Annotated in this window: 21 protein-coding genes; 1 reads left to right on the plus strand and 20 read right to left on the minus strand. The window is 59.3% G+C overall.

Annotated features, from left to right (window positions below):
* Positions 1-56: 56 nt before the first annotated feature.
* The 17 genes from ACNQQL_RS17395 to rfbB form a co-directional block, all read right to left on the minus strand.
* Positions 57-1,814 (minus strand): glycosyltransferase family 1 protein, encoded by a 1,758-nt coding sequence (locus ACNQQL_RS17395; protein WP_347064873.1) that lies wholly within the window; start codon positions 1,812-1,814, stop codon positions 57-59.
* On the minus strand, positions 1,811-2,812 hold the full coding sequence (locus tag ACNQQL_RS17400; protein ID WP_347064874.1) for a glycosyltransferase family 4 protein: 1,002 nt from the start codon (positions 2,810-2,812) through the stop codon (positions 1,811-1,813). The genes ACNQQL_RS17395 and ACNQQL_RS17400 overlap by 4 nt, the downstream gene beginning before the upstream one ends.
* 138 nt (positions 2,813-2,950) lie before the next feature.
* A complete protein-coding gene (locus ACNQQL_RS17405; RefSeq protein ID WP_347064875.1) occupies positions 2,951-3,703 on the minus strand; it encodes an SDR family oxidoreductase in 753 nt (250 codons plus the stop codon).
* On the minus strand, positions 3,703-4,995 hold the full coding sequence (locus tag ACNQQL_RS17410; protein WP_347064876.1) for a glycosyltransferase family 1 protein: 1,293 nt from the start codon (positions 4,993-4,995) through the stop codon (positions 3,703-3,705). Before ACNQQL_RS17410 ends, ACNQQL_RS17405 begins: the two co-directional genes overlap by 1 nt.
* A 51-nt stretch (positions 4,996-5,046) precedes the next feature.
* Positions 5,047-6,201, minus strand: a complete 1,155-nt coding sequence (locus ACNQQL_RS17415) for a 2-deoxy-scyllo-inosose synthase (RefSeq protein WP_347064877.1) — start codon at positions 6,199-6,201, stop codon at positions 5,047-5,049.
* Positions 6,202-6,249: 48 nt separating this feature from the next.
* Positions 6,250-7,218 (minus strand): glycosyltransferase, encoded by a 969-nt coding sequence (locus ACNQQL_RS17420; RefSeq protein WP_347064878.1) that lies wholly within the window; start codon positions 7,216-7,218, stop codon positions 6,250-6,252.
* A gap of 13 nt (positions 7,219-7,231) precedes the next feature.
* Positions 7,232-8,473 carry a glycosyltransferase gene (locus tag ACNQQL_RS17425; protein WP_347064879.1) on the minus strand — a complete coding sequence of 414 codons (1,242 nt, stop codon included), beginning with the start codon at positions 8,471-8,473 and terminating at the stop codon, positions 7,232-7,234.
* Complete coding sequence (gene wecB, locus ACNQQL_RS17430) at positions 8,466-9,587, minus strand: non-hydrolyzing UDP-N-acetylglucosamine 2-epimerase (RefSeq protein WP_347064880.1); 1,122 nt, start codon at positions 9,585-9,587, stop codon at positions 8,466-8,468. The genes ACNQQL_RS17425 and wecB overlap by 8 nt, the downstream gene beginning before the upstream one ends.
* Positions 9,584-11,158 (minus strand): polysaccharide deacetylase, encoded by a 1,575-nt coding sequence (locus ACNQQL_RS17435; RefSeq protein WP_347064881.1) that lies wholly within the window; start codon positions 11,156-11,158, stop codon positions 9,584-9,586. Before ACNQQL_RS17435 ends, wecB begins: the two co-directional genes overlap by 4 nt.
* Complete coding sequence (locus ACNQQL_RS17440) at positions 11,155-12,537, minus strand: phenylacetate--CoA ligase family protein (RefSeq protein ID WP_347064882.1); 1,383 nt, start codon at positions 12,535-12,537, stop codon at positions 11,155-11,157. The genes ACNQQL_RS17435 and ACNQQL_RS17440 overlap by 4 nt, the downstream gene beginning before the upstream one ends.
* Before the next feature lie 72 nt (positions 12,538-12,609).
* Positions 12,610-13,368 (minus strand): ABC transporter ATP-binding protein, encoded by a 759-nt coding sequence (locus ACNQQL_RS17445; protein ID WP_059888998.1) that lies wholly within the window; start codon positions 13,366-13,368, stop codon positions 12,610-12,612.
* 4 nt (positions 13,369-13,372) lie between these two features.
* Positions 13,373-14,212 (minus strand): ABC transporter permease, encoded by an 840-nt coding sequence (locus ACNQQL_RS17450; protein ID WP_059888999.1) that lies wholly within the window; start codon positions 14,210-14,212, stop codon positions 13,373-13,375.
* On the minus strand, positions 14,199-15,614 hold the full coding sequence (locus ACNQQL_RS17455; protein WP_059889000.1) for a mannose-1-phosphate guanylyltransferase/mannose-6-phosphate isomerase: 1,416 nt from the start codon (positions 15,612-15,614) through the stop codon (positions 14,199-14,201). Before ACNQQL_RS17455 ends, ACNQQL_RS17450 begins: the two co-directional genes overlap by 14 nt.
* A 277-nt stretch (positions 15,615-15,891) precedes the next feature.
* Positions 15,892-16,800: a dTDP-4-dehydrorhamnose reductase gene (rfbD, locus tag ACNQQL_RS17460; RefSeq protein ID WP_347064883.1), complete on the minus strand. Its 909-nt coding sequence runs from the start codon at positions 16,798-16,800 to the stop codon at positions 15,892-15,894.
* Complete coding sequence (gene rfbC / locus ACNQQL_RS17465) at positions 16,797-17,348, minus strand: dTDP-4-dehydrorhamnose 3,5-epimerase (RefSeq protein ID WP_347064884.1); 552 nt, start codon at positions 17,346-17,348, stop codon at positions 16,797-16,799. The genes rfbD and rfbC overlap by 4 nt, the downstream gene beginning before the upstream one ends.
* Positions 17,333-18,226 (minus strand): glucose-1-phosphate thymidylyltransferase RfbA, encoded by an 894-nt coding sequence (gene rfbA / locus ACNQQL_RS17470; protein ID WP_347064885.1) that lies wholly within the window; start codon positions 18,224-18,226, stop codon positions 17,333-17,335. The genes rfbC and rfbA overlap by 16 nt, the downstream gene beginning before the upstream one ends.
* Positions 18,227-18,237: 11 nt before the next feature.
* A complete protein-coding gene (rfbB, locus tag ACNQQL_RS17475) occupies positions 18,238-19,299 on the minus strand; it encodes a dTDP-glucose 4,6-dehydratase (protein ID WP_347064886.1) in 1,062 nt (353 codons plus the stop codon).
* 340 nt (positions 19,300-19,639) lie between these two features.
* On the opposite strand from rfbB, the gene ACNQQL_RS17480 reads away from it, so the two are divergent.
* The gene (locus ACNQQL_RS17480) at positions 19,640-20,479 is read left to right on the plus strand and encodes a symmetrical bis(5'-nucleosyl)-tetraphosphatase (RefSeq protein WP_347064887.1); all 840 of its coding nucleotides are present in this window, start codon (positions 19,640-19,642) and stop codon (positions 20,477-20,479) included.
* A 32-nt stretch (positions 20,480-20,511) separates the two neighbouring features.
* Here the strand turns inward: ACNQQL_RS17480 and ACNQQL_RS17485 are convergent, their stop codons facing one another.
* The 3 genes from ACNQQL_RS17485 to ACNQQL_RS17495 form a co-directional block, all read right to left on the minus strand.
* The gene (locus tag ACNQQL_RS17485) at positions 20,512-21,369 is read right to left on the minus strand and encodes a lysophospholipid acyltransferase family protein (RefSeq protein ID WP_347064888.1); all 858 of its coding nucleotides are present in this window, start codon (positions 21,367-21,369) and stop codon (positions 20,512-20,514) included.
* A gap of 19 nt (positions 21,370-21,388) precedes the next feature.
* A complete protein-coding gene (locus ACNQQL_RS17490; protein WP_347064889.1) occupies positions 21,389-22,678 on the minus strand; it encodes a dihydroorotase in 1,290 nt (429 codons plus the stop codon).
* A 61-nt stretch (positions 22,679-22,739) separates the two neighbouring features.
* Entirely contained in the window at positions 22,740-23,771 is a 1,032-nt protein-coding gene (locus ACNQQL_RS17495) for an aspartate carbamoyltransferase catalytic subunit (protein ID WP_072436190.1), read from the minus strand.
* Positions 23,772-23,810 lie beyond the last annotated feature (39 nt).

Genomic DNA, 23,810 nt, shown 5'->3' on the forward strand with positions numbered 1-23,810 from the left:
CCTATCGCCCCAATCACCCACACCCAAGGACGATAATATATATCTCATCAGGCAAATCAATGGGCTAGCGCAGACATCAAATGATCTCGCAGCCCGCTCAATTTCACCCCCGCACCCATCCAGTAATTTATAGCATCAGCGTCCGCAGGCTTACCCAAAATAATCCGGTAAGCAAAATTAATTGATGCTGGCGTTACCGCATTATCCGCATCAAGAAGCACCCCGAATACCAAGTGGTCGCGCAGATAACCCAGGCTGGCCTTCGACCCCATCCAGTAATTTACCGCGTCGGCGTCCGCTGCTCGGCCCAGGATGATTTCATATGCAAGCTTAATGGACTCTGGAGACAGGACGCCGTCCGATTCGAGCAACCCAGCCTGCAGTTCACCTTTGAGATCAGCAAGGGTCGGGCAGCGCTCCTGCCAGAACTTTAGCGTCTCGTCGCTATCGATTTCTCGATCAAGAAGAATTCGATACGCCCATCGGATAGCCTCTTGATCAAGCGGGCTTTCGAAGTTCCGGAGTTCACCGTGAAGCGCCGTCGCAAGACTCGGAATCACCGGGCACTGTTCAACCCATCGTTGCGCTATCTCGACGTCGTCCAATTCACGTCCAAGAATCAGTCGATAGGCCCACGCAACGGCTTCGATCGAAGTCTGTTGCTTGAACGGCGGCAGTCCGAATGCGTATTGCGGCGCGACCTGACGAACCAGTGCCGATAGTTCCTTGGCCGATTCCGCCCAACCCGCGAATTCGAGTTGCGAATGATCAACCACCGAACATCCGGCCCGCTCACCAATAAGACGCGCGAGATCTCCCGGCTTACTGACGTCAAAATAAAACGGATAGCTGCCAGCAAACTCGCCGAAAACCGGCAAGCGATTTGCGTAGACCGGCTTGCCATAGTTCAGCGCCTCTGCGAGCGGCAAACCGAAGCCTTCGGCATGCGAAGGGCAAATGACGGCCGTCGCCCGCTCGTACAACACCTTGAGTTCGCTATCCGACACATTTGACCGCCATGATATCGGTCGCCCTCTCTCCATGAGCGAATCGATGCGCGCGACTATCTCGTCCGCACCAGCTCCGCGCTTTCCTACCAGCACGAGCGGCATATCGTCGTTACGCGACCAGACAGTCTCCAGTTCGTCGAGCAATCGCATGATGCCCTTGCGGGGCTCCACCGTCCCGACGGTCAGCATATATGCCGCGGGCGTCTCTACATCAACGTGCGTAGCCCGCACCACGTCGGGCCGCAAGCCAGGTGCCAGGGCAAATACGCCGGTGCAAGGTGCGACTTTTCCGCACGATTTCTCTTCCAAATACTTCCGCAAATCTGCCTGCGTCGCCCGCGAAATGCATGGCAGAAGATCCGCGTTTTCGATTACGACGTCAAGCGCATGGCGAAAACCATCGATGTCACTCGGCTCGAAAAACTGCGAATGCGTAAGCGGAATAAGGTCATACACGACATTTACTACTGTCGCGCCGCGGCTGCGGATAAACGGCAACCATTCCGTCATACCCATGGTCCAGAAAGCGTCCGCGCATAAGTAAATATCGCGATAACCAAACGAGATCTTCGAGCATGACGGATCTGTACGGCCAGCCTCCGCCATCTTCAGCGCATCATCCAACCGATAGTACCAGTCAAACTGATGACAGATCGGCACAAACTCCGCTGCGAGTTCGCGCTCGAATACATCTTTCTGCTCGAGCAAGCCACGCACTACGCGCTGAACACCAGTGTTCAGCCCTCCACGAATCGTAGAAGTGCAGTCGAAATAAATTTTCGGATCGTCATTCATAGCAGTCATGACGCGTCTGCGCGCCCCGCAATATCAAGTTCATTCCGATAGACTTCACGGAGATCATTCGCGATTGTTCGCCATGTGAAATTTCGTTCGATTCGGTTCTTGAGTTCCGAACTACCGGCCGACTGAAGCGTTCGCTCGATGGCTTCCGAAATTGATTGGGTAGAATCCGGAGAAACGTACTCAGCTTGGTCAGCGAAGTACTCGACAGTGGACCCAACACTTGTAATCACGATCTTTGCCCCGGTGGCGGCTGCCTCAAGCGCAGCGATACTCGGAGTTTCCAGCGTGCTTGGCATAACGAACGCTTCACACCCCGCATATGCAGAACGCAACAAAGGCGATCCATATGGCAGTTCGCCAACAAATATGAGTTGATCGCCCGCGAGTTTGAAACATTCGTCGCGATAAACTTCATCACGGGCCAAACCAACGACGACGAGCTTCATATCCGGAAACGATTTGATCGCATCGATGAGCCGAAGCTGGTTCTTCCGAGACTCGATGTTCGCCACGTTCAACAGATATCGCTGGTTCTCTAGCCCATAACGAGATTTGAAATCGCGACCATCCGCGGTGCCGAGGAACATGTCTTCGACACCGTTGTACACGACCGAAAAGCGCTCGCGCGGCAATTCGTAAACACGCGCAAGACTCTCGGCCTCTAATTTCGAATTGACAACCACACGATCGGCAATCGCAAGGAGTCGTTTGATCTCGTCGTGCGGGTACCAATATTTAGTTTCTTCAGTAACCCAAAGGTTCGGGCTGATCACGAGCCGTAAACCTTGCTTCTTAGCGTGCTCGCACAACTGAAATGACCCCGGCATCACCGAAAAAAAATGGAACACATCGTGCTCTCTAAACTCCGGCTTCCATTGGTCGAAAAGATTGACCGAAACGCCAAGCGAACGCAAGTGCTCGTAATAGGCACATAGCTGGCGCTCCCCCCCACCGGGGCAGTCAAAGGCCCAAGGATAGCTTCCGATCAGAACTCTCAAGATTCCCACTCGCTACAGATAGATTTCCAAACCATCGGACAATATGCGCTCGTCACCACTGGCCTTGCCGGGCGTCCGCGCCGCGAAATATCCTTCATGTGCCGATGTCGCCGGCACGACGCGAAATTCGATCCACTACTACTGTTGATTCCAAATCGTATGCATCAGCCAATCTCGCCCCGTCACGCCCGATGCTTCGTCTGACAATAGAAACGCGACCAAGTTGGCCACCTCAACCGGAGTATTGAAGCGCTTCAATTCGAGTGGTGCACACGTATCCTGGTAGAACTGCTCCGAGCCCATGCCAAGGTCAGCAGCCATACGATCAACATCCTTGAATGACATCTCGGTACCAACCCAACCTGGGCAGACCGCGTTGACCGTCACACCTTCCGCTCCAAGCTCCTTCGCCCAACATTTCGTCATGCCAATCAAGCCGAATTTGGATGCACAGTAGGCAGAGTATCCGGCCCGCCCCTCCTGACCGAGCTGTGATGCAATGTTGACGATCCGACCGGGCCGGCTCAAGCGCGGCAGCAACCCTTTTGTCAGGAGATATGGGCCGGTCAGATTGGTGCTCAGTACCTCATTTAAAGGATCATCACCTTCATCGAGCATACCGAACGTCTTGCAAATGCCCGCATTGTTCACGATACCCCAAAACGACTCTCGCCAGCCGGCCACAAACTGACCAATCTGCTCGCTGCTCGCCAGATCAACCGCAAACACGTTCGCACCCGATTCTTTCACGAAATCAGCGCATCGCAGCTCTTCTGCCGACGCCTCGCTGCTGACCAAGAGATCGAGGTCGTATTGCTTGAGTGTTAGCACCTCGGCAATCGCACGGCCGATGCCACGACTTGCCCCAGTTACGATGACGCGTTTACGCATTAGTCAGCATCCCAGAAAGATTCGTTGTTTCGCATTCTTCCGATAGCCGCCATCAACTGCGTGGCGGAATCCGGCCAAGTGAGCACCTCCATACCGTCGGGCGACATACGTTGCCCAGCGTTCCACTTGGCAAGCCACTCGACAAGCAAGCCTTTCAAGTCCTCGCTCGACACGCCGTAAAAGTAGCTTGCCGCATTGCCGCAAATTTCCTGAAATACCGGAATGTCGCGAACGATCAATGGTAGTTTGAAATGCGCCGCTTCAACGAGCGGCAAGCCAAAGCCCTCCGCCAGAGAAAGGGCAAACAGCGCAGATGACGCCATGTATACCTCTCGCAGGTACTCGTCGCTGATGCCGTCCAGCCAAAACAGCCGCCTGTTCAGTTCGGGATGACGCTCAATGCGCTCGGTCAGATGCCCGATTTTCCAACCCGCTCTCCCGACAAACACGAGCTTCACGTCTCGGCCCTCCGCCCAGAGCATCTCTATCGCATCGAGTGCGAGTTCGTGCCCCTTTCTAGGTTCGAGCGTGCCGACCATGAGAAATGTCGTCGACGAACTGAGTTGCTCCAGGACGTCCCGTGCGTTGGCCGGCAATCCGTGGGAAGGGAGACTCTCGGTGATGTCCGAACCGAGATGGAAATACTCGAGCTTCGGTCGATCTTGGCGAGCCGGAGGAAACCGCTCCAGCCAGGAAGCAACGTCCTTGCGTACGGCATCGGAGATGCAGATCATTCCATCGCTTTCTTCACTGACGCACTCAAACCAGAAATTGAATAGCTTGAGATAGTCGTTCCCTTCGAACCACGCGTTGGTTCCTTCGAACCACTCCGGATACATCAACGGAATGAGGTCGTACACAACGAAATACACGCCGACTCCGTGCGCACGGAATCGGACGAGTTCCTGACGCAGCGAAGGCGTGATGTTGTACGCAAGATCAACGCTGAGGAAAATATCGCCCTTCGCCGGTTCGATCGCAATTTCAACAGACGGATCGAGATTCCCCGCCAGTTGACGCTCGGCTAGCGCGGTGGCAGTTACAAAATGACCCTTTGCCCCGTCCCCTCGTACCGGAATGACCTTCCAGTCCACAGGCGTTCTTTGCCTCAACGCATGAAGCAAAGCACGCGTGACACGCTGGATGCCGGTCCCTTTGTCAAACCCGGCCAGTTCGGTCACGTCGAAGAATAAACGGTGGCGCATGAACTTCAATCTCAAAATAAACAGACACCGCCGCTCGACATCAGCGGCGGTGCAAACAAACAGCCAAGACGAGTATTCGTGAGCCATGCAGCCTCAGATAAGATGAGGCCGCCCGCCACAAACCCCACTAAGCTCCGATCAACTGACCCGCAGGGCGTCGCGCTGTCCTTGGCGACGGTTCCTTTCGATCGCCTCAAATACCACCGATTGCTCGATGTAATGCCCGAAGTTCCCGTTGTTGGTCGGTGCCATGACGCCTGCCGTACGAACCAAGCCCATGTAGGCCTTTCCGCCGAGGAAGTGCTTGTCGTAGCGAATCTTTTCCCACAGATCGGACAGCGAAAATGCCTCGGGCACCGTAGTAGGCAGACCGACCCTGCGAAACACGTCGTAGTGCATCGCAACGGTCTCCTCATCCGACAATCCAAGCAGCAAGGCTACTTCCGCGGAAACGCACATACCGATCGAAATCGCCTCGCCGTGGTACACCTCTCCCTCCGAGAGGTGCTCGACCGCGTGACCGATCGCATGGCCGTATTGCTTCAGCGTTTCGTCGTAATCCGAATCCAGATCGCCGCTCATCACCTCGAGTTTCAGTTCGATCGATTGCGTCACAACCTCGGACAGAAAGTCTGGATCGACGAGATGCTCGCTGTTGGAACAGATGTAATCGAGGAATTTCGTATCTTGGCAGATCGCGTGCTTGATCGCCTCGGCCAGCCCGTCCCGAATGAGACGAACGTCCAGCGTACGCAACACCAGCGGGTCGACCACAATCTTGGAGGCCGGGTAATAGCTCCCGATCAGATTCTTGCCGTGGTCGTAATTGATCGCTTGCTTGAAATCGATAGCCGCGTCGACCTGCGACAGCAGACTAGTCGGGAAATGCACGAGACCGATACCACGGTAAAGCGTCGAAGCCAAGAAACCCGCGAGGTTGTTCACCACCCCGCCGCCGAGACTGAAGATCACCGAATACTTGTCGAAACCGTAATCGAGTGCCTTCTCGACCAGCTGTGAGTACCACTTGAAGCTCTTCGAGCCTTCGCTTGCCGGAACGACCAACGTGCGAACCGAACGGCCCGAACGCTCGATACATTCCAGCACGCGACGCAGGTAAAGTTTCTCCACATTTTTGTCGGTTACCAGCAGGTGTTTCGACTCCTTTCGGATATGGTCGAAAATCCCCATCGTATCCAGATGGCGGAGGGCATCTTTCTTCACGATGACTTCGCTTTCCAGCTTGCGATCAGCATGGAAGTTGAAGGTTCGCGGTACTGTATGTTCGCTCATATATTTCCAAAGGACCACTCAACGTGTCGCAATGAGTATCGAATTGGGTCAGATTCGCACGCGCAGCACGCGAACCAGAGGCTCAAGACATTGCGGCATCAGGTACTGGTTGTGGACGTTGCGCTGCAGTTGCGGCGAGACCGGTGTCTCGAGAGCGGCTTTGACCCCCGCCTGAATCGATGCCGGCGACATCGGATCGACCTGATGCACCAATTCACCAAAATGCTCCTGTGCCCACGCGCCCGCTGAGAGAACCATTGGCACGCGAGCCAGCGCAGCCTCAAACGCAGAGAAACCGGCCGGCTCAAGCGAGACTTCAACGAACGCCTTACAGCCTTGCAAGGCCGATCGCAAAATTTCCGACTTCGGCTGTATATACGGCAAAAATTTGAAGTGTGATGGAGCTGCCTTCACGCACGCTTCGTAATAAGCACGGTCACGATAGTCCCCGACAAACACAAGGGGAATCTTCGAGTCACGCAGCGCGTGGATCGCCGCCAATTGATTCTTGCGTTCCTCGATGATTCCAACCGACAACAGGTATTCGTCAAGCTTGTAGGTTTCCTTGAACAGGTTCCCGTCGACCAGCTCCTCGAAACACGAATCGACACCCCACCGGCAATACGCCACTTTCGCTTCGTCTAGCGAAACGTGCTGCGCGATGTTCGCGTACTCAGATTTCGACTTGAATACAACCACGTCGGCGAGGTCGAAGAACGCCGCGACCGAGTCCTTCTCGCCCTGCGCCGGCGCTTTCGACCACCACACTGCGGGCAACAGGACCAGCTTCTTGCCAGCGGCCTTCACTTCACGGACGAACTCCATACCCGTTGGCACAACCGAGTAATGCAGGACGACGTCGTACCGGTTGAGCGGCTGGCAGCCCGGCCCGTAAAGATCCGCGCGAACGCCAAGTTGCCGCAGATTCGCCAGCAGATCCACCAGCTCAAGCTCCCCACCGCCTCGATGCAGAAATGCGGCAGGATAGGTCGTGATAAAGACACGCGAATCGCTCATTCAACACTCCAGTTTAATGTTCGGAAGCAAGCGGCTGCGGCCTTTCCCGGCCGGCCTGCCGCCACACGTGATTCAGCATTTTAACGGTTCGGGCTTCCCAAGTATTGTCGCCCACGCCGGCCTGCGCCTCTGCGGGCGTCAGTCTACCGCGTTGCAGCTGCCGTTCGATCGCCTCCACGAAGCGCTCGGGCGTGTCGCCGACATCCAGACCATCCAGCCGCTCGCGGGTAAAATCCAGCGGGGTCGAAACAACCGGCACCCCTGCTGCCAAATACTCAAAAAACTTCATCGGGAACATCGAACGCGTGTAGTCGTTCAGCAGGGTCGGCAGCAACCCGACGTCCATGCCTCGCAGATAGTCAGGCAACTCTTCATAGCGCCGATACCCCAGGAAATGCACGTTCGGCAATCGCTTCAGCTGTGTGATCAGCTCGCTGCGCTGCCCTTCCCGCTCCTCTCCGATGAAGATCCATTGCCAATCCGGCCTCGCACGCGCGGCGGCCAGAACAAGCGGGAAATCGACCTTGAAATCGGACAAGACACCGTGGTACACGAGTCGCACGCCCGAAATATCGGCCACGTCGCGTGGCAATGGTCCGGGCTCCAACGCCCTCCCGAAATGGTCGGCGTCGACTACGTTGGAGAAAAAGTGCGTATTCGGATTAAATGGCAAGCACTGGTCTCGCAACGCGACAGCCGTTGTGAATACCGAATCGCACTGCTTGAGCAAGTCCTGCTGGGCGCTTCGGAAGGCAGGGACATCGACGCCCGGAATAGCAGCGAGATCGTCTACACAGTGATAGACAAGTGCGCCACTCTCCAGATTTCGCACGGCATCGAGCATGAATGGGTGGTAAGTCCAAATAATCGGCTGCTGAAACGAACGCCGGCGCGCAAACCGAGTGATGCTCCACCGCAGCAACGTCTGGTTGAAGCGACGCACCAGCGGCCAATGGTGCTTTGCCGGAATCATCAGCGGCGAAAGCACCCAGACATTGGACTCCCGCTGCGGCGGTGCAACGAAATTGGACCGCACACCTTGCCACAAACGGCGCCAGATACGCCCCCAATCCTTGCCGCTTGTGAGCTTTGGCGAGCGCAAGCCTACGCTCTCAACATACAGTACGCGCCAGCCGCTCTTCGCGAGCACCCGCGCAGTATGTTGCTTGTTCGTCCAGTATGGCTCGTCCCAGTCAGCTGTCGAAAAGAGCACACAATCGCCACGCGAGCCAGGCCGCCCTTTCACTTCAGCCACCAAACACCTCCTGTGGCTGGTCAAGCAGGTTCGCAACGATACGCTGCGACGCTCGCCCGTCTCCATACGGGTTCGGGCGATCGCGCAGCGCCCCGCGTCGTTCCGCGTCATCGAGCCACGACGACGCTGCCGCCTCGATCCGATCGGCAGTCTGTCCGGCCAACGTGGCGAATCCTGCTTCGACGCCTTCCTCTCGTTCGGTGTGATTGCGCATCACGACCACCGGAACACCGAAGCTCGGCGCCTCTTCCTGGATACCCCCGGAATCGCTGATGACAAGCGCGCTGCGGCTGATCAGATAAAGGCTGGACGGATAATCGACGGGCTCAATCAATGCGAGATTCCGCACCCCCGTCAACTCGCGCATGACGGGCTCCCGAATCGAAGGATTAAGGTGGACCGGGAAAATCCATTGGTACTGCGTGTAACGCTCGCACAAGCGCCGCAGAACCTGGCAGATACCCAACAGGGTTTCGCCGAAGTTCTCGCGACGATGACAAGTCACCAGAACGAATGGCCGTGTCACATTGCACGACTCGGGCAAACGAAGGGACGCAGGCGCATCGAGCCATTCATGTTTCGCCAGCGCAATCGCATCCACGACCGTATTACCGGTCACAACAATGGACGCGTCGTCGATCCCCTCGCGCAGCAGGTTCTGGCGGGCAGATTCGGTCGGCGCAAAGTGGCGAGTTGCAATCCGTCCCAGCAGGCTGCGATTGGCTTCTTCGGGAAATGGGCTGGAGAGATCACCAGTTCGAAGTCCCGCCTCGACGTGACCGACCGCGATGCCGCGATGAAATGCAGCGAGGCCGGCGCACATTGCAGTCGTCGTATCCCCTTGTACAAGCACCCAGTCCGGTTTCTCTCGCGCGAGAACACCATCCATCTCGGTCAGGATGCGTGCCGACAAGACGTTCAACGACTGCCCAGGGCTCATCGTATCGACGCCGATGTCCGGTTCGATACCAAAATAGGCAAGCGCCTGAGCGAGCATCTCCCGGTGCTGGCCGCTCGTGCACACTATCAAGTCGACGTTACCACGCAATGCCGCAACGACGGGCGCCAACTTGATCACTTCGGGCCGGGTGCCCATTATGACCATGACTCTCATTGCAGCCGCCCGCTATCGTTGACCTCAAGAAGTTCACCACGATATTCGACCGCAAACGGAAATGGCGATGTAACGCCACGCATCGGTGTCACGACGTAAGTGTCGCCGTCCTCGATCAGGTCATGCATCGACTTTGCAAGCAGGAAATCCATTGCGACTTCTTCGTTGATGAAGAGCGGTCGTTTGGCACGAGCGCGCATGTAGTGAACGAATTCCTCGTGAGCCGAAATCCGTTCGTCCTCGGTCCGCCAGCCGTATTGATATCGTTCGGAAAACGGATGATCAAGATAGCCGAACAGCGTCTTCGTCTCATAGGCGAGGTCGAATGCGGCCTTGAACACGGCGAGCGGATCGCCCTCCGCCAGCATGCAATCGCCGTGAAGCATACATTGCTGGCTATGTCCTACGAACCCCTCCGGCATCCCAGCCAGGATGCCGCCGCGGGCCAACAGGAACTCCGGATCGTTTCGGATGATTCCGCCGATACATCCGGCATAACCCGCATCGGCCAACCCCTCGAGCGCATAGTGCGGCGTTTGGTGAAAAGGGGATACCGCGTATCGCACCGGTCTAGCAATGACCGACTCGAGCAGGTGCGCGGATTCACGACCTTCCGCAAGCGCAGCCGCGTAGCTCCCTCCCCAGTTTGGCGCGTGCGTCGCAGTGTGGGAAAGTATCGCCGCGCTCGGATCGGCGGCCAACTCCTTCAGGATCACGTGATGCGTCGTGTTCCCGAGGTTGGCGGTATGCACCGCCAGCGAAAACGGCACCCCAAGTCGGCGATATGCGTCCCAAAGCGGGCGGGCGGATTCGACGTCCTCGTCGCAATCAAGGCGCGAGGTAATCACGGCGTCATAGCCCCACGGGACTTCGCTCAACACAGGTTGACAGTGCAATTCATCTGCCCTGTAACCCGACAGGAAGTTCTCGACGATGCGCCATTCGAACGAATCACAAGGCCCGACTGGCCGATTGAACCACAGCACGCTCGTCGCTTCGTCGTCCCACAAGGCTGCATACGCAAACTGGCGGTCTTGCTCTATATACACGGACGCGAGTCGAGCGGACTCCGGGACATCCAGCGGAGCACCGACCGACCAGATTGAATCATCCGATCGAATCGCACCAAAACCCAGGTTGTTCCATTCATCAGCGAAATCGAAACGCTCGAATGGCCGCACCCACTCCCGCCCGCCGACAGAAGCGGTGAACCTCGTATAACGCACTGTTGCGCTACTCTGACTGGTGCAACGGCTTGCCGCCGGCGCACTACGTGCTGCATCGGCAAAGCCTTCCACATGCTCGATCTGCCGACAATTCAAGCGAGTTGCAAGCGCATGCGGCATTCGCCCAAACACTATCAATTTGCGCCCAGACGTCCCAAGCCAGCTAATCAACGCGTTGCCAAACTCATCTGGCACATCGATAGCAACCAGCACCGATGCGGAGCAGGTGCTCAGCGCGCTAAAACTAAGTGCGCGCGCTTGCCCCAACCCGACGGAACGACGCAGAGACGCCAGCACCAATTGCCCCGCAACCGCCGAGGCAGCTGAATAGATAACGCCGATCATGCGGTCACCACATGGCGGAATTTGGCACGGCTCCCTACCCGCACCAGCGCATCATGACCGACAAACTCGATTGCGAATGCGTCACCCCAATAGCCGCACAGCTTACGTGTCGTGTCCTCTTCGGTCGCCCACGGCTCAAGCACGATGCGTAGTGTAGGCGGTACGGTACGTAGATCGATCTGAAATTCCTGAATGCCGCCCACCCGATGATCGAGCATGTCCTGAATGTGATGCGTCGCGTGAGCCACACCGTTGATCGGTACGACGTCGTGAATCCGGCCAACCACGTCGCTCAGATACATTGCGCCATTGCGCTCCACGACACGAGCGAGGTCACCCGTTGCGTAGCGAATCAACGGCATGAGGTGATTGCGGAATCCCGTGAATACCAGCTCGCTGGCGCCGTCTTCTTCCGCATCGAGATGGCGACTTTCGGGCCACCCTTCGGATTCGAGAATCTGAAATCCTGCGTCATGGCCGTCGAGCTCGTACGCCATCACTCCGAGTTCGGCGAGGCCGTAGCGGTTGATCACGCGACACTGCAGCGCACGCTCGATGATCAAGCGCGCCTGGGGCTCAAGCAATTCGCCGCTCGACTCGAAAATTTCGAATGCCTTGCCGCTCCCGTATTTCCTTTCGACGTAACATGCGAGCGCATACATGGTCGATGGATGCCCGTGCGCGAGAAACGGTCGCCGTGCCTTGAGCGTTTGCCAGATCTCTTCGAGGCCCTTGTCGTCGATGCTGTCAAAAAAGATGTTGCTTCGATTCATCGCGAAGCATTTGAAGTCTTCGCGGGATGGCCAATTCGGAGTAACCTCGTCAGGAAAGCGGCAGGCAAAATGCAACTCCGGCTGGTAACCGCGCTTACCGATCCGTTGACGCGCGTAGAACGTCACGGCCGACGAATAATCGGCAGCCTCCTGATCGTAGTAAATCGTACAAGAAAGTCCGGTGGACCCCCCCGTCTTGCACGCATGATGCCGCACCGCTTCCAGTGGCTTTGAAAGCAGGCGTGCCCCCTGCTCCCGTATGATGTCTTTGGTCAGATACGGTAAAGACTCGAGATAGCGCGGATCCAGTCCGGCTTTCAGCGGATCGAAATTCCTTTCGCGGAATAGATCTCGGTAGTAAGGCACGTGCTCGCCGGCGAACTGCAGGATTTGCACCAAGCGGGCGAGCGCAATCCTCCTGCGTTGCTCGACCGGCAGCGCATAGTGACGGTGCAATTCCGCGACCTTGGGACGGACGTTGCGCTTTTCGCGACTCTCCGCGATCGGGTACGCGATGTACGCTCCCGCAGCACCTTTCAGAAAGCGGAAAGGCTGGTGCCTGAACAACGACCCGCCATAGCGAATCAAAGGATGGTCTGAACGCATGTTTGATGCCTTTCCCGGCTCACCGGGTGAGCCGCCGTTTGATATTCGATCACCTGCAGCGTAGGAGCGCTTTCAGGAAAGCGACGATGTGGTGGGCGGTGCTTGCACCGCGGGGGTGATCGGCTCGTCCGCCACGATCTTCCCGTGCTCAAGGCTGATTCTTCGGGTACACACGCGCGCGACCAACGTCGGATCATGGGACGCGATCACGACAATGGATGCATTCCCCACCAAGGTTTCAAGACGCCGCGCTGCCTTAGCACTGAACTCCGCGTCGCCGACGCTGAGCCACTCGTCCATGATCAGAATGTCCGCCTCAACACTCGTCGAGATCGCGAACGCTAGGCGCAGCATCATCCCGCTCGAATAAGTCCGGACCGGCAGGTTCAAGTACTCTCCGAGATCGCTGAAATCAGCAATTTCGTCGATCTTGCTGCGAATTCTGCTTGGCGACAGGCCGTCAAGAATGCCACGCAGGTAGATATTCTCGAACCCAGTGGCATCCGGATCCAGCCCCATGGACACGTCCAGCAGCGACGCAACCTTACCATGCACCTTCAGTTTGCCTCGGACCGGCTCGTAGACCCCGGAAAGCGTACGCAACAGCGTAGTCTTTCCTGAGCCGTTATGCCCGACAAGGCCGACACGCGCACCGTCGGCGAACTCGAAACTCAGGTCATCGAGCGCACGAACAATCGTATGTTTTCCCGCATCCTGACCGATACGACCACCGGTCGTCAGGTTCAGTACCGCCTTCTTCAGTGAGCGATGGGAATTTTCGTAAATAGGGAATTCGACAAATATTCCCTCTGCAACAATAGATGAGCTCACGGTATCAAAGCCAGTATGGAACCCGATTACGGGTGCGTCGCATCAAGAATTGCGAGAATGCAAGCCCTGCGACAAGCATTGCCACCGACCATACCCAAGACTCCCAATGCATCGGTCGACCGGTAATCGGTGCACGCACAATTTCCATCAAGTGATAGAGTGGATTGTATTCAGCCACCCAAGCGCGGTCCTTCAGAATTTCAGGCGACCACATCACCGGAGTGAAAAAAAACACCACTTGAATCAAATTGGTAACGATCGGCGGAATATCGCGAAAACGGGCACACAGTATTCCGAGCGTTACACTGATCCATACTCCGTGCAGCAGCAGCAGAAACAATCCAAGCGGCACCAACAGAAACTCCCATGTGGGCCAGTGTCCGAACACGATAAGCAACACCACGACGACCGGGAAACTGTGAAGCATGATCACGAAGTTGCGCCATACGATCCGACACGCATGAATCGTAAGCGGAATCCGTATCTGCTTGATCATGAAGGCGGAACCAATGAAAGCGTTACACCCCTCGTTCGCGACGGTCGACAAGTACTGCCAGAGAACCAGCCCTACCGCCAGATACGGCAGGTAGTCCTTGATCTCCTGGTGCAGGAGGGTCGAGTACAGTGCGCCAAGCACGATGACCATGATCGCCGTGCTGAGCGTAAACCAGAACGGCCCTATCACTGACCGGCGATATCTTTGGCGAATGTCATGCCACCCCAAGGTTCCCCACACGCGCGCCGACTTCACGCCAACCAAAATGTCGTCGCGTCCGCTGTGAGAGCCAAGGTCGCTGCCTCCGCGGTCGATTGCCGCCGCTTCAGTGCTGTTAAGCACGCCCATAGACATCCTCAAACCTGACGATATCGTCCTCGCCGAGATACTCCCCGCTCTGCACCTCGATCATCACAAGATCGACAACACCAGGATTTTCGAGTCGATGCTTGTGGCCAGCCGGAATGTACGTTGATTCGTTTGTCGAAACGAACAGTTCCCGATCACCATTCACGACTTTCGCCATTCCGCTTACGACGATCCAGTGCTCGCTGCGATGGTGGTGCATCTGCAGGCTAAGGCTTGCACCAGGCTTGACCTCGATGCGCTTGATTTTGAAACGGGCACCCTCTTCCAGCACCGTATACGTCCCCCACGGACGATGAACGGTACGATGCAATTTATGCGCCTCGTGACCGCGCGCCTTCAATTCCGAATAGATGTGCCGAACGTCCTGCGCTCGATCGCGATTGACGACAAGCAACGCGTCTGGCGTATCGATCACGATGAGATTATCGACGCCAACCGCGCCGATAATTCGATCGTTGCTCATCAGGTAGCAATTTCCGACATCGTGCAGCAACGCCTCGCCCTCAACCCGATTACCGTTGCCGTCCGGCTTGCAAAGCTCGCTAATGGCCGCCCAGGATCCAATGTCGCTCCACCCGATGGTGCACGGGACGACAGCAACGTTCGTCGATTTTTCCATGACCGCATAGTCAATGGAGTCATCGGGTACGGCACCAAAGCGCTTGGGCTCCAGTTGAACCTGCGTCCAACCGCTTCCTTCCGAAATTCGGGACGCCTCCATGCACGCCTGAGTGGCTCGCAGAATGTCCGGACAGTGCGCTTCCAGTTCGCGCAGCATGGCGCCGGCCGTAAAGCAGAAGAGCCCCGAGTTCCATAGGAATCGTCCAGACTCGACGTATTCTCGCGCCTTTGCAAGTGCCGGCTTCTCGACAAACCGCAACACCTTGTTACCGTCGGCTTCGATATAGCCATACCCGGTTTCAGGCGTTTCGGGACGGATACCAAACGTGACGATCTTGCCCTGCTCGGCCAACTTGACGGCCTCGTCGACGGCCTTTGCGAACGCGTCCTGATCGGAGATCAAGTGGTCCGCAGCCAAGACAAGCATCGTTGTTTCAGGACCGGAGACCTGTGCAACGTGCGAGGCTGCCGCAGCAATCGCAGCCGCCGTGTTGCGGCCGAACGGTTCACAGATGAACGACGTTGCGACGTTGCCTGTATTGACCTCCCGAAACTCGTCTTCCGCCTTGAAGAACAGATCCCGGTTCGTCACCGTGAGGACCTGCTCGACACCCGGCAAGCCAGTCGCGCGAAGGAAAGCCTTCTGAAGGAGACTCTGGCCGTCGGAAAGGCGAATGAAGGGCTTGGGATGCATTTCTCGCGACACCGGCCATAACCGCGAACCGGCACCACCACACAGGATGATAGGGATCAAACTCACAAATTCCTCGCTGCACAGACTTTACTGAAAGGTTATCGATCGTCCTGCGCCGCTCCTGCGGCTATGCCCGGACCAGCGCTTGCTGATCGAAGCAGGACAATCCTGCCACCCTTAAAAATGGGGCGCCATCGGAGACTGCAGTGAACAAATTTTAACGTATGACGTCGCCCCTGAATATTGCTCCCTCGGATTCTAGACACACTATTGCCATGCGCGCCCCGTAGGGAGTGCTACGAATTGCAACGGGTGAAAGAAGATTTTTCAGTACCAGACTCGATCAGTTCGCTGCACTGCCGCGAAACATGTCATCCAGCACGAGCCCAAGCGCCTGATCCCAGGAGGGTCGAGCGAGTTCGAATGCAGTATCAAACCGGCTGCAGTCGAGAACCGAATACGCCGGGCGTCGTGCAGCTCTCGTCAGGTCTGACGAGGTTATCTCGTCGACACAGGTTGCGCGCACGCCGTGAACGCCCCGCGCCCTCATCCCACTAACGATCGCTTGTGCGAATCCGTGCCATGTCGTTTCGCCTCGCAACGTGAGATGGTACAACCCGAGCTTTGACAGGTCACCGGTACGGCGCAACTGAATGACAGTTCGCAGCGCCTGTACACTCAGGTCGGCAAGAACGCGTACCGCTGTAGGCGTGCCGTGCTGGTCGGCAACGACACGCAAGACTTCTTGCTCGCACGCCGCTTTCGTGATCGCTCGTAGAAAATTGCGCCCATCGGGGCCGTAAACCCAAGAGGTCCTGAACACAAGCCAGTCAGCGCCGGAATCGGCGATTACCTGCTCACCTGCAAGCTTGCTTCGCCCATAGGTCGTTTGCGGGTCTGGCCGGATGTCCTCTCGATAGGGCACCTTCGCCAGACCGTCAAAGACATAGTCCGTCGAATAGTGCAGCAACAATGCGCTCAGCTTCCTTGCTGCAATGGCCAGCTCACCCACTGCGGTTGCATTGACCACCGCCGCCAACTCATGATGAGTTTCCGCTTCGTCGACCGCCGTGTATGCCGCCGAGTTGACGATCACGTCAGGACGAATCGCCGCGATCGCTGGCCCAATCGTCGATGGAGAACTCAAATCAAGGGCCTGCCGGTCAACTGCGATCACCTCACCCAACGGTACCAGCGATCGTTGCAGCTCCCAGCCCAGTTGCCCACGCTTTCCGACCAGCAAGATCCTCATGCATACACCTCCGCATCCACCAAACGCACACCCGCCGCATCCTTGACGGCAAGAACAGGTGGAGCGTCGAGAGGCCATGTGATGCCTATGTCGGGATCATTCCATTGCAGGCAGCGCTCGCACTCCGGATACCAAAAATCAGTCGTCTTGTACAGAAACTCGCAAGAGGCCGAAAGTGTCAGAAATCCATGTGCGAAGCCTGCCGGCACCCAAAGCTGCCTGTGATTGCCCGCGGACAGGTGCACCCCCACCCATTTGCCGAAGGTGGGTGAACTCCTGCGAATATCGACCGCAACGTCAAACACATCGCCTTGGATGACGCGAACCAGCTTTCCCTGCGCATGCTGGATTTGATAGTGAAGACCGCGCAGCACCCCCTTCTCCGATCGCGAGTGATTGTCCTGCACGAACTCGACGCCCGGAGCGACCCGCTCCGCAAACTCGCGCGCGTTGAAGCTCTCGTAGAAATACCCACGCGCGTCGCCGAATACCTTCGGCTCGATGATCTTGACTTCCGGCAGCGCCGTCGCGGTTACTTGGATTGCCATGCGACCTGATCCGAAAGAATGTGTTCGAGATAGCGCCCGTAGCTGTTCTTCGCCAGTGGCACGGCAAGCTTGCGCAATTGATCCGCGTCGATCCACAGCCTACGATAGGCGATCTCCTCGGGGCAGGCGACGACGAGTCCCTGCCGCTTCTGCAACGTTGCGATGAACGTCGCCGCATCGATCAGCGAATCATGCGTACCGGTATCGAGCCATGCATAGCCGCGCCCCATGATCTCGACGTCGAGCTTGCCGTCGGCGAGATAGCGCGAATTCACGTCGGTGATCTCAAGCTCGCCACGCAGGGACGGCTTGATATCGGCGGCGATGTCGCACACCCGGTTATCGTAGAAGTACAGACCGGTCACCGCATAGTTCGAGCGCGGTACGGCCGGCTTCTCCTCGATCGACAGCGCGCGAAATTCCTTGTCGAATTCGACGACGCCGTAACGCTCGGGATCGTTCACGTGATACGCGAATACCGTCGCACCCGACTCCTGCGCGTGCGCACGCTCGAGTTGCTTCGCCAGGTCGTGGCCGTAGAAGATGTTGTCGCCGAGGATCAGCGCCGACGGATCGTTGCCGACGAATTCCTTGCCGATGATGAACGCCTGCGCGAGACCATCCGGCGACGGCTGCACCGCATACTGGATGTTCATCCCCCACTGGCTGCCGTCACCAAGCATCGCTTCGAAGCGCGGCGTGTCCTGCGGCGTCGAGATGATCAGCACATCTCGAATGCCCGAGATCATCAGCGTCGACAGCGGATAATAGATCATCGGCTTGTCGTACACCGGCAGCAACTGCTTCGACACGACATGCGTGATCGGATACAGCCGCGTGCCGGAGCCGCCCGCGAGAATGATGCCTTTGCGTGCCATCGTTTCTCTCCTCAAGCGCGTTTCGCGTAGTTGGTCTCGACCCACTTGCGGTACTCGCCCGACGCGACTTCGTCGGCCCAGGCCTGATTGTCGAGATACCAGTCGACCGTCTTCGCCAGACCGGTCTCGAACGTTTCCGCAGGCTTCCAGCCAAGCTCGCGCTCGAGCTTGTGCGCATCGATCGCATAGCGACGATCGTGACCGGGCCGATCCGTTACATAGGTGATCTGGTCGCGGTACGAACCCGCGACCTTCGGGTGGGCCTTGTCGAGCAGATCGCACAGCGTATGCACGACTTCGAGGTTCTTCTTCTCGTTCCAGCCGCCGACGTTGTATGTCTCGCCCGGCACGCCGCGTGCGAGCACCTCGCGAATCGCTCTGCAGTGATCGCCGACATACAGCCAGTCGCGCACGTTCTGGCCGTCGCCATACACCGGCAGCGGCTTGCCGGCGAGCGCATTCGCGATCATCAGCGGAATCAGCTTCTCGGGGAACTGGTACGGGCCGTAGTTGTTCGAACAGTTCGTCGTCAGCGTCGGCAGGCCATACGTATGATGGTAGGCGCGCACCAGATGGTCCGAGCCGGCCTTCGTCGCGGAATACGGGCTGTTCGGCGCGTACGGCGTCGTCTCGGAGAATTGCGGATCGGTGGCGGACAGCGAACCGAACACCTCGTCGGTCGACACGTGCAGGAAGCGGAATGCCGCCTTGTCCGCGTCGTTCAGGCCGTTCCAGTATTGACGGGTCGCCTCGAGCAGCGTGAACGTGCCGACGACATTGGTCTGCACGAAATCCGCGGGACCGTGAATAGAACGATCGACGTGACTTTCAGCTGCAAAATGGAGCACGGCACGCGGCTTGTGCTCGGCGAACAGCGCATCGAGAGCATCACGGTCGCAGATATCGACACGTACGAACACATGCTTCGGGTTCCCGTCCAACGACTTGAGCGTGCGGAGGTTCCCTGCATACGTCAGCTTGTCGACGTTGAGTACGGCCTCGTCGGAATCGCGCAGCCAGTCAAGTACAAAGTTGGCACCGATAAAACCTGCTCCGCCCGTAACCAGGATCATGAGGCTCCCTCTAGTAATGCGCGGCAGGCCCGTGGAACACCGACCGCCTCGGATTCGTAGCAAGCAACCATGGTCGCTGCGCCAAACCGGGAATTTTAACCGCTCAACATGGCCGCCAAAGTCATGAAATGCTAATTTTGTTCGGGAAAACGACAATTATAGGGAGCCGCCCGCAGCAAAAGCCATGCCGCTAACAACTCGATACAGCGTTCCGCACCCTTGGCAGGAATGAAATATCTTGCCAAATTAACGCCATTTCGAGAAATTTAAGTTGCAGAATACTGTCTGAAACCAATCATCTTTCTTGTTTGTTGGAAAAACCTGCAGGACTCGCCCCTTCATGACCCGCCCCCCCATCGCCATCGGTGACATCCAAGGCTGTCATTCAGCTTTCCAGTCGCTGCTCGACCAGCTTTCGCCCTCCGCCGACACCCCGCTGTGGATCGCCGGCGACATCGTCAACCGCGGGCCGGACTCCCTCGCCGCGCTGCGTGCGCTGGTCGACCTCGGCCCGCGCGCGACCGTGGTACTCGGCAATCACGATCTCCACCTGTTGGCCGTCTCCGCCGGCCTGCGTACCGAACGCCCGGGCGACACGATCGGCGAGATCCTCGACGCGCCCGACGCCGAAGCGCTGCTCGACTGGGTCCGCCACCGACCGTTCGTGCACGCCGAGAACGGGATGCTGCTCGTACACGCGGGCCTGCTGCCGCAATGGGACGCCACGCTCGTGCTCGAACTCGCCGACGAACTCCAGCGCGCGCTGCGCGCGCCCGACTGGCGCGACACGCTGCAGAAGCTGTACGGCAACGAGCCGAACCAGTGGAGCCCGAACCTGAAGAAACGCGACCGGATGCGCGTCGCATTCAACGCGTTCACGCGCCTGCGCTTCTGCACACCCGATGGTGCGATGGAATTCAGGGCGAACGGCGGCCCCGCCAGCGCGCCGCCCGGCTACCTGCCGTGGTTCGACGTGCCGGGGCGCCGCACGGAGGACGTGACGGTCGTGTTCGGCCACTGGGCCGCGCTCGGCCTGATGCTGCGCGACAACCTCGTCGCGCTCGATTCGGGATGCGTGTGGGGAAACCAGTTGTCGGCCGTGCGGCTGACGGCCGACCCGGCGCAGCGCACGGTCACGCAGGTGCAGTGCGAAGCGTGCGGCGCGCCGGGCGGCGAGTGATTACGCGCTGAGGCGTCCGACCGGGAAGCGCCTTACCCCTCGCGCCCCGGCACCGGCTCGTCGGCCGCCCCGTCGCCTGACGCGCCGGCGCCAAGCTCGGTCGCCGGATACGCATGCTTCGCCAGCTCCGCGAGCGACTCGGCCGACGGCTTGCCGACCTTCTCCTGCATCGACGCGAGCGCGGCCGCGATCGCATCGCGCGCCGCCGCGGACGTCGCGCGCCGGTCACCGCCCGGCGCGATCGGTTCGCACACATACAGATGAGCGACGAGCGGGCCGCCGCGCAGCACCATGTCGAGCGACTTGCCAAGCGACAGCTCGCCTGTGTAAGCCGGCGCCACCGACTGCCGCCGCTGCGCATCCTCATACATCAGACAAATCGGCTGAACCGCGCAGCCGGCCGATACCGCAGCCTGGAACAGGTTCGCATGGAACGGCAGCAGTTCCTGCCCATCGGACGTCGTCCCTTCCGGAAACACGCACATCAGCCCGCCGTTGCGCAGGCGCTCGGCCATCTCGTGCATGATCCGCATCGCCTCGGTGCGCTTCTCGCGCTGCAGGAACACGGTGTCGAGCTTCTCGGCGAGCCAGCCGACGACCGGCCACTGCCGTACCTCGGCCTTCGACACGAACGGCGTCGGCCGCCACGCGTTGACCGCATAGATGTCGAGCCACGACACGTGGTTGCCGACGACGAGCGCGCTCGCGTCGAGCCGCGCGCCGTCGTTATGGACGACGACGCGCATCCCGCAGATCCGCAGCATCTTGAGCGACCAGCGGCGCGTCATCTCGGCGCGGTGCGCGGGCGTGACGTGCGAAAAACGCAGCGCGACGATCGCCATGCCGCGCAACAGGTGAAAGACGAGACGCAGCTTGCGAAGAGCAATCATGGCGAGGGTCCGGCGTGGTTCAGTGGCGCTCGAACGCGATCTGTCCGGCGACGAGCGTCGTACGCACGCAGGCGGGCAGTTCGTAGCCGAGGAACGGCGAGTTGTGGCCCTGGCTCTTCAGCGCACGCGGCTCGACGCGCCAGTGCGCACGCGGGTCGAACACGCACAGGTCGGCCGTGCCGCCTTCGGCCAGACGGCCCGCCGGCAGCTTCAGCACGTCGGCCGGCGCGGACGTGATGCGGCGCAGCGCCTGCGCGAGCGGCGTGCGCGTCTCGTCCGCCCACTTCAGCGTCAGCGACAGCAGCAGTTCGAGCCCCGTCGCGCCGGGCGTCGCTTCGCCGAACGGCAGCAGTTTCTCGTCGTCGTCGACGGGCGTGTGGTCGGAGCAGATCGCGTCGATCGTGCCGTCTGCAAGCGCCACGCGGATCGCTTCGCGATCACGCTCGCCGCGCAGCGGCGGGTCGAGCCGGAACTGCGAATCGAAATAGCCGATGTCGACGTCGATCAGGTGCAGGTGGTTCACGCCGACGTCGCAGGTCACGGGCAGCCCCTCGGCCTTCGCCGCGCGCACGAGCGCGAGGCCGGCCGCCGACGACAGCCGCGCGAGGTGCACGCGCGCGCCCGTCACGCGCATCAGTTCGAAGATCGTGTGCAGTGCGATCGTCTCGGCCGCGACCGGCACGCCGGACAGCCCGAGCCGCGACGCGAGCGCGCCGCTCGCGGCAACGCCGCCGCGGCCGATGAACGCGTCCAGCGGGCGCAGCCACGTGGTGTAGCCGTAGGTGCTTGCGTACTGCAGCGCGCGCAGCAGCACCTGCGTGTCGCGCACCGGCACGTTGGCATGCGTGAAGCCGACGCAGCCGGATTCGGTCAGCGCGACCATCTCGGTGATCACTTCGCCCTTGAGGCCGACGGTCAGTGCGCCGAGCGGATGGACGTTCGCCTGGCGCAGGTTGCTCGCGCGGAACTTGAGCATCTCGACGAGGCCCGGTTCGTCGAGCACGGGATCGGTGTCCGGCGGGCACACGAGGGTCGTGACGCCGCCCGCGACGGCCGCGGCCATCTCGGATGCGAGCGTCGCCTTGTGCTCGTAGCCGGGCTCGCGCAGCCGCGCGCACAGGTCGACGAGGCCGGGCGCGACGATCAGGCCCGACGCGTCGATGATCTTCGCGGCGTTGAAATCGGCCGGCGCCGCCGCGCCGGCTTCGGCGATCGCGGCGATCTTGCCGGCCGCGACGAATACGTCGGCCTGCCGCTCGGTGCCGGCGACCGGATCGATCAGCGTGCCGCCTTTGATATGAATCTTCATGCGCTGTCTGTGAATGCGTTGATTGCGTTGAATGCCTGGATCAGGATGCGCGAAAGCAGGCTCAGTCGTTGTTGCCGGCGACGATGCCCATCACCGCCATCCGCACGGCGATGCCGAACGTGACCTGGTTGAGGATCACCGACTGCGGACCGTCGGCGACCTGCGAGTCGATCTCGACGCCGCGGTTCATCGGGCCCGGGTGCATCACGATCGCGTCGGGCGCGGCGAGCGCGAGGCGCTCGGGCGTCAGGCCCCAGGTCTTGAAGTATTCCTGAGCGGACGGCAGCAGCGCGCCGCTCATCCGCTCGTTCTGCAGGCGCAGCATGATGATCACGTCGACGCCCTTCAGCCCTTCGTCGAGGTTGTTGAACACCTTCACGCCCATCTGCTCGAGGCCGCCCGGCAGCAGCGTGCGCGGGCCGATGGCGCGCACCTCCGGCACGCCGAGCGTGGTGAGCGCGTGGATGTCGGAGCGCGCGACGCGCGAATGCAGGATGTCGCCGACGATCGCCACGCGCAGCTTCGTGAAGTCGCGCTTGTAGTGACGGATCGTGTACATGTCGAGCAGGCCCTGCGTCGGGTGCGCATGACGGCCGTCGCCGGCGTTGATCACGTGCACGTGCGGCGCGCAGTGCTCGGCGATCAGGTACGGCGCGCCGCTCGACGCGTGGCGCACGACGAACAGGTCGGCATGCATCGCCGACAGGTTGTTGATCGTGTCGAGCAGCGATTCGCCCTTGCTCGTCGACGATGCATTGATGTTCAGGTTCAGCACGTCGGCCGACAGGCGCGTCGCGGCGATTTCGAAGGTCGTGCGCGTGCGCGTCGAGTTCTCGAAGAACAGGTTGAAGACGGACTTGCCGCGCAGCAGCGGCACCTTCTTCACTTCACGGTCCGTCACGCTGACGAACTGCTCGGCCGTATCGAGGATGTGGTTGACGATCGAGCGCGGCAGGCCCTCGATCGACAGCAGGTGCTTCAGCTCGCCGTTTTTCGTGAGCTGCGGGTTGCCCTTCAGGAAACCGTAGCGGAACCGGTCGGGGCTCGCGGCCGCCGCGGGATTGCCGGTGCGGCCAGTGGTGTCGGTGGTCATGGTGTGCGTGATTCCAACTATGCAAACGGGCCGCGGTGC

The sequence above is a fragment of the Burkholderia sp. LFS061 genome, assembly GCF_047978125.1.
Classification (GTDB): Bacteria; Pseudomonadota; Gammaproteobacteria; order Burkholderiales; family Burkholderiaceae; genus Burkholderia; species Burkholderia pyrrocinia_C.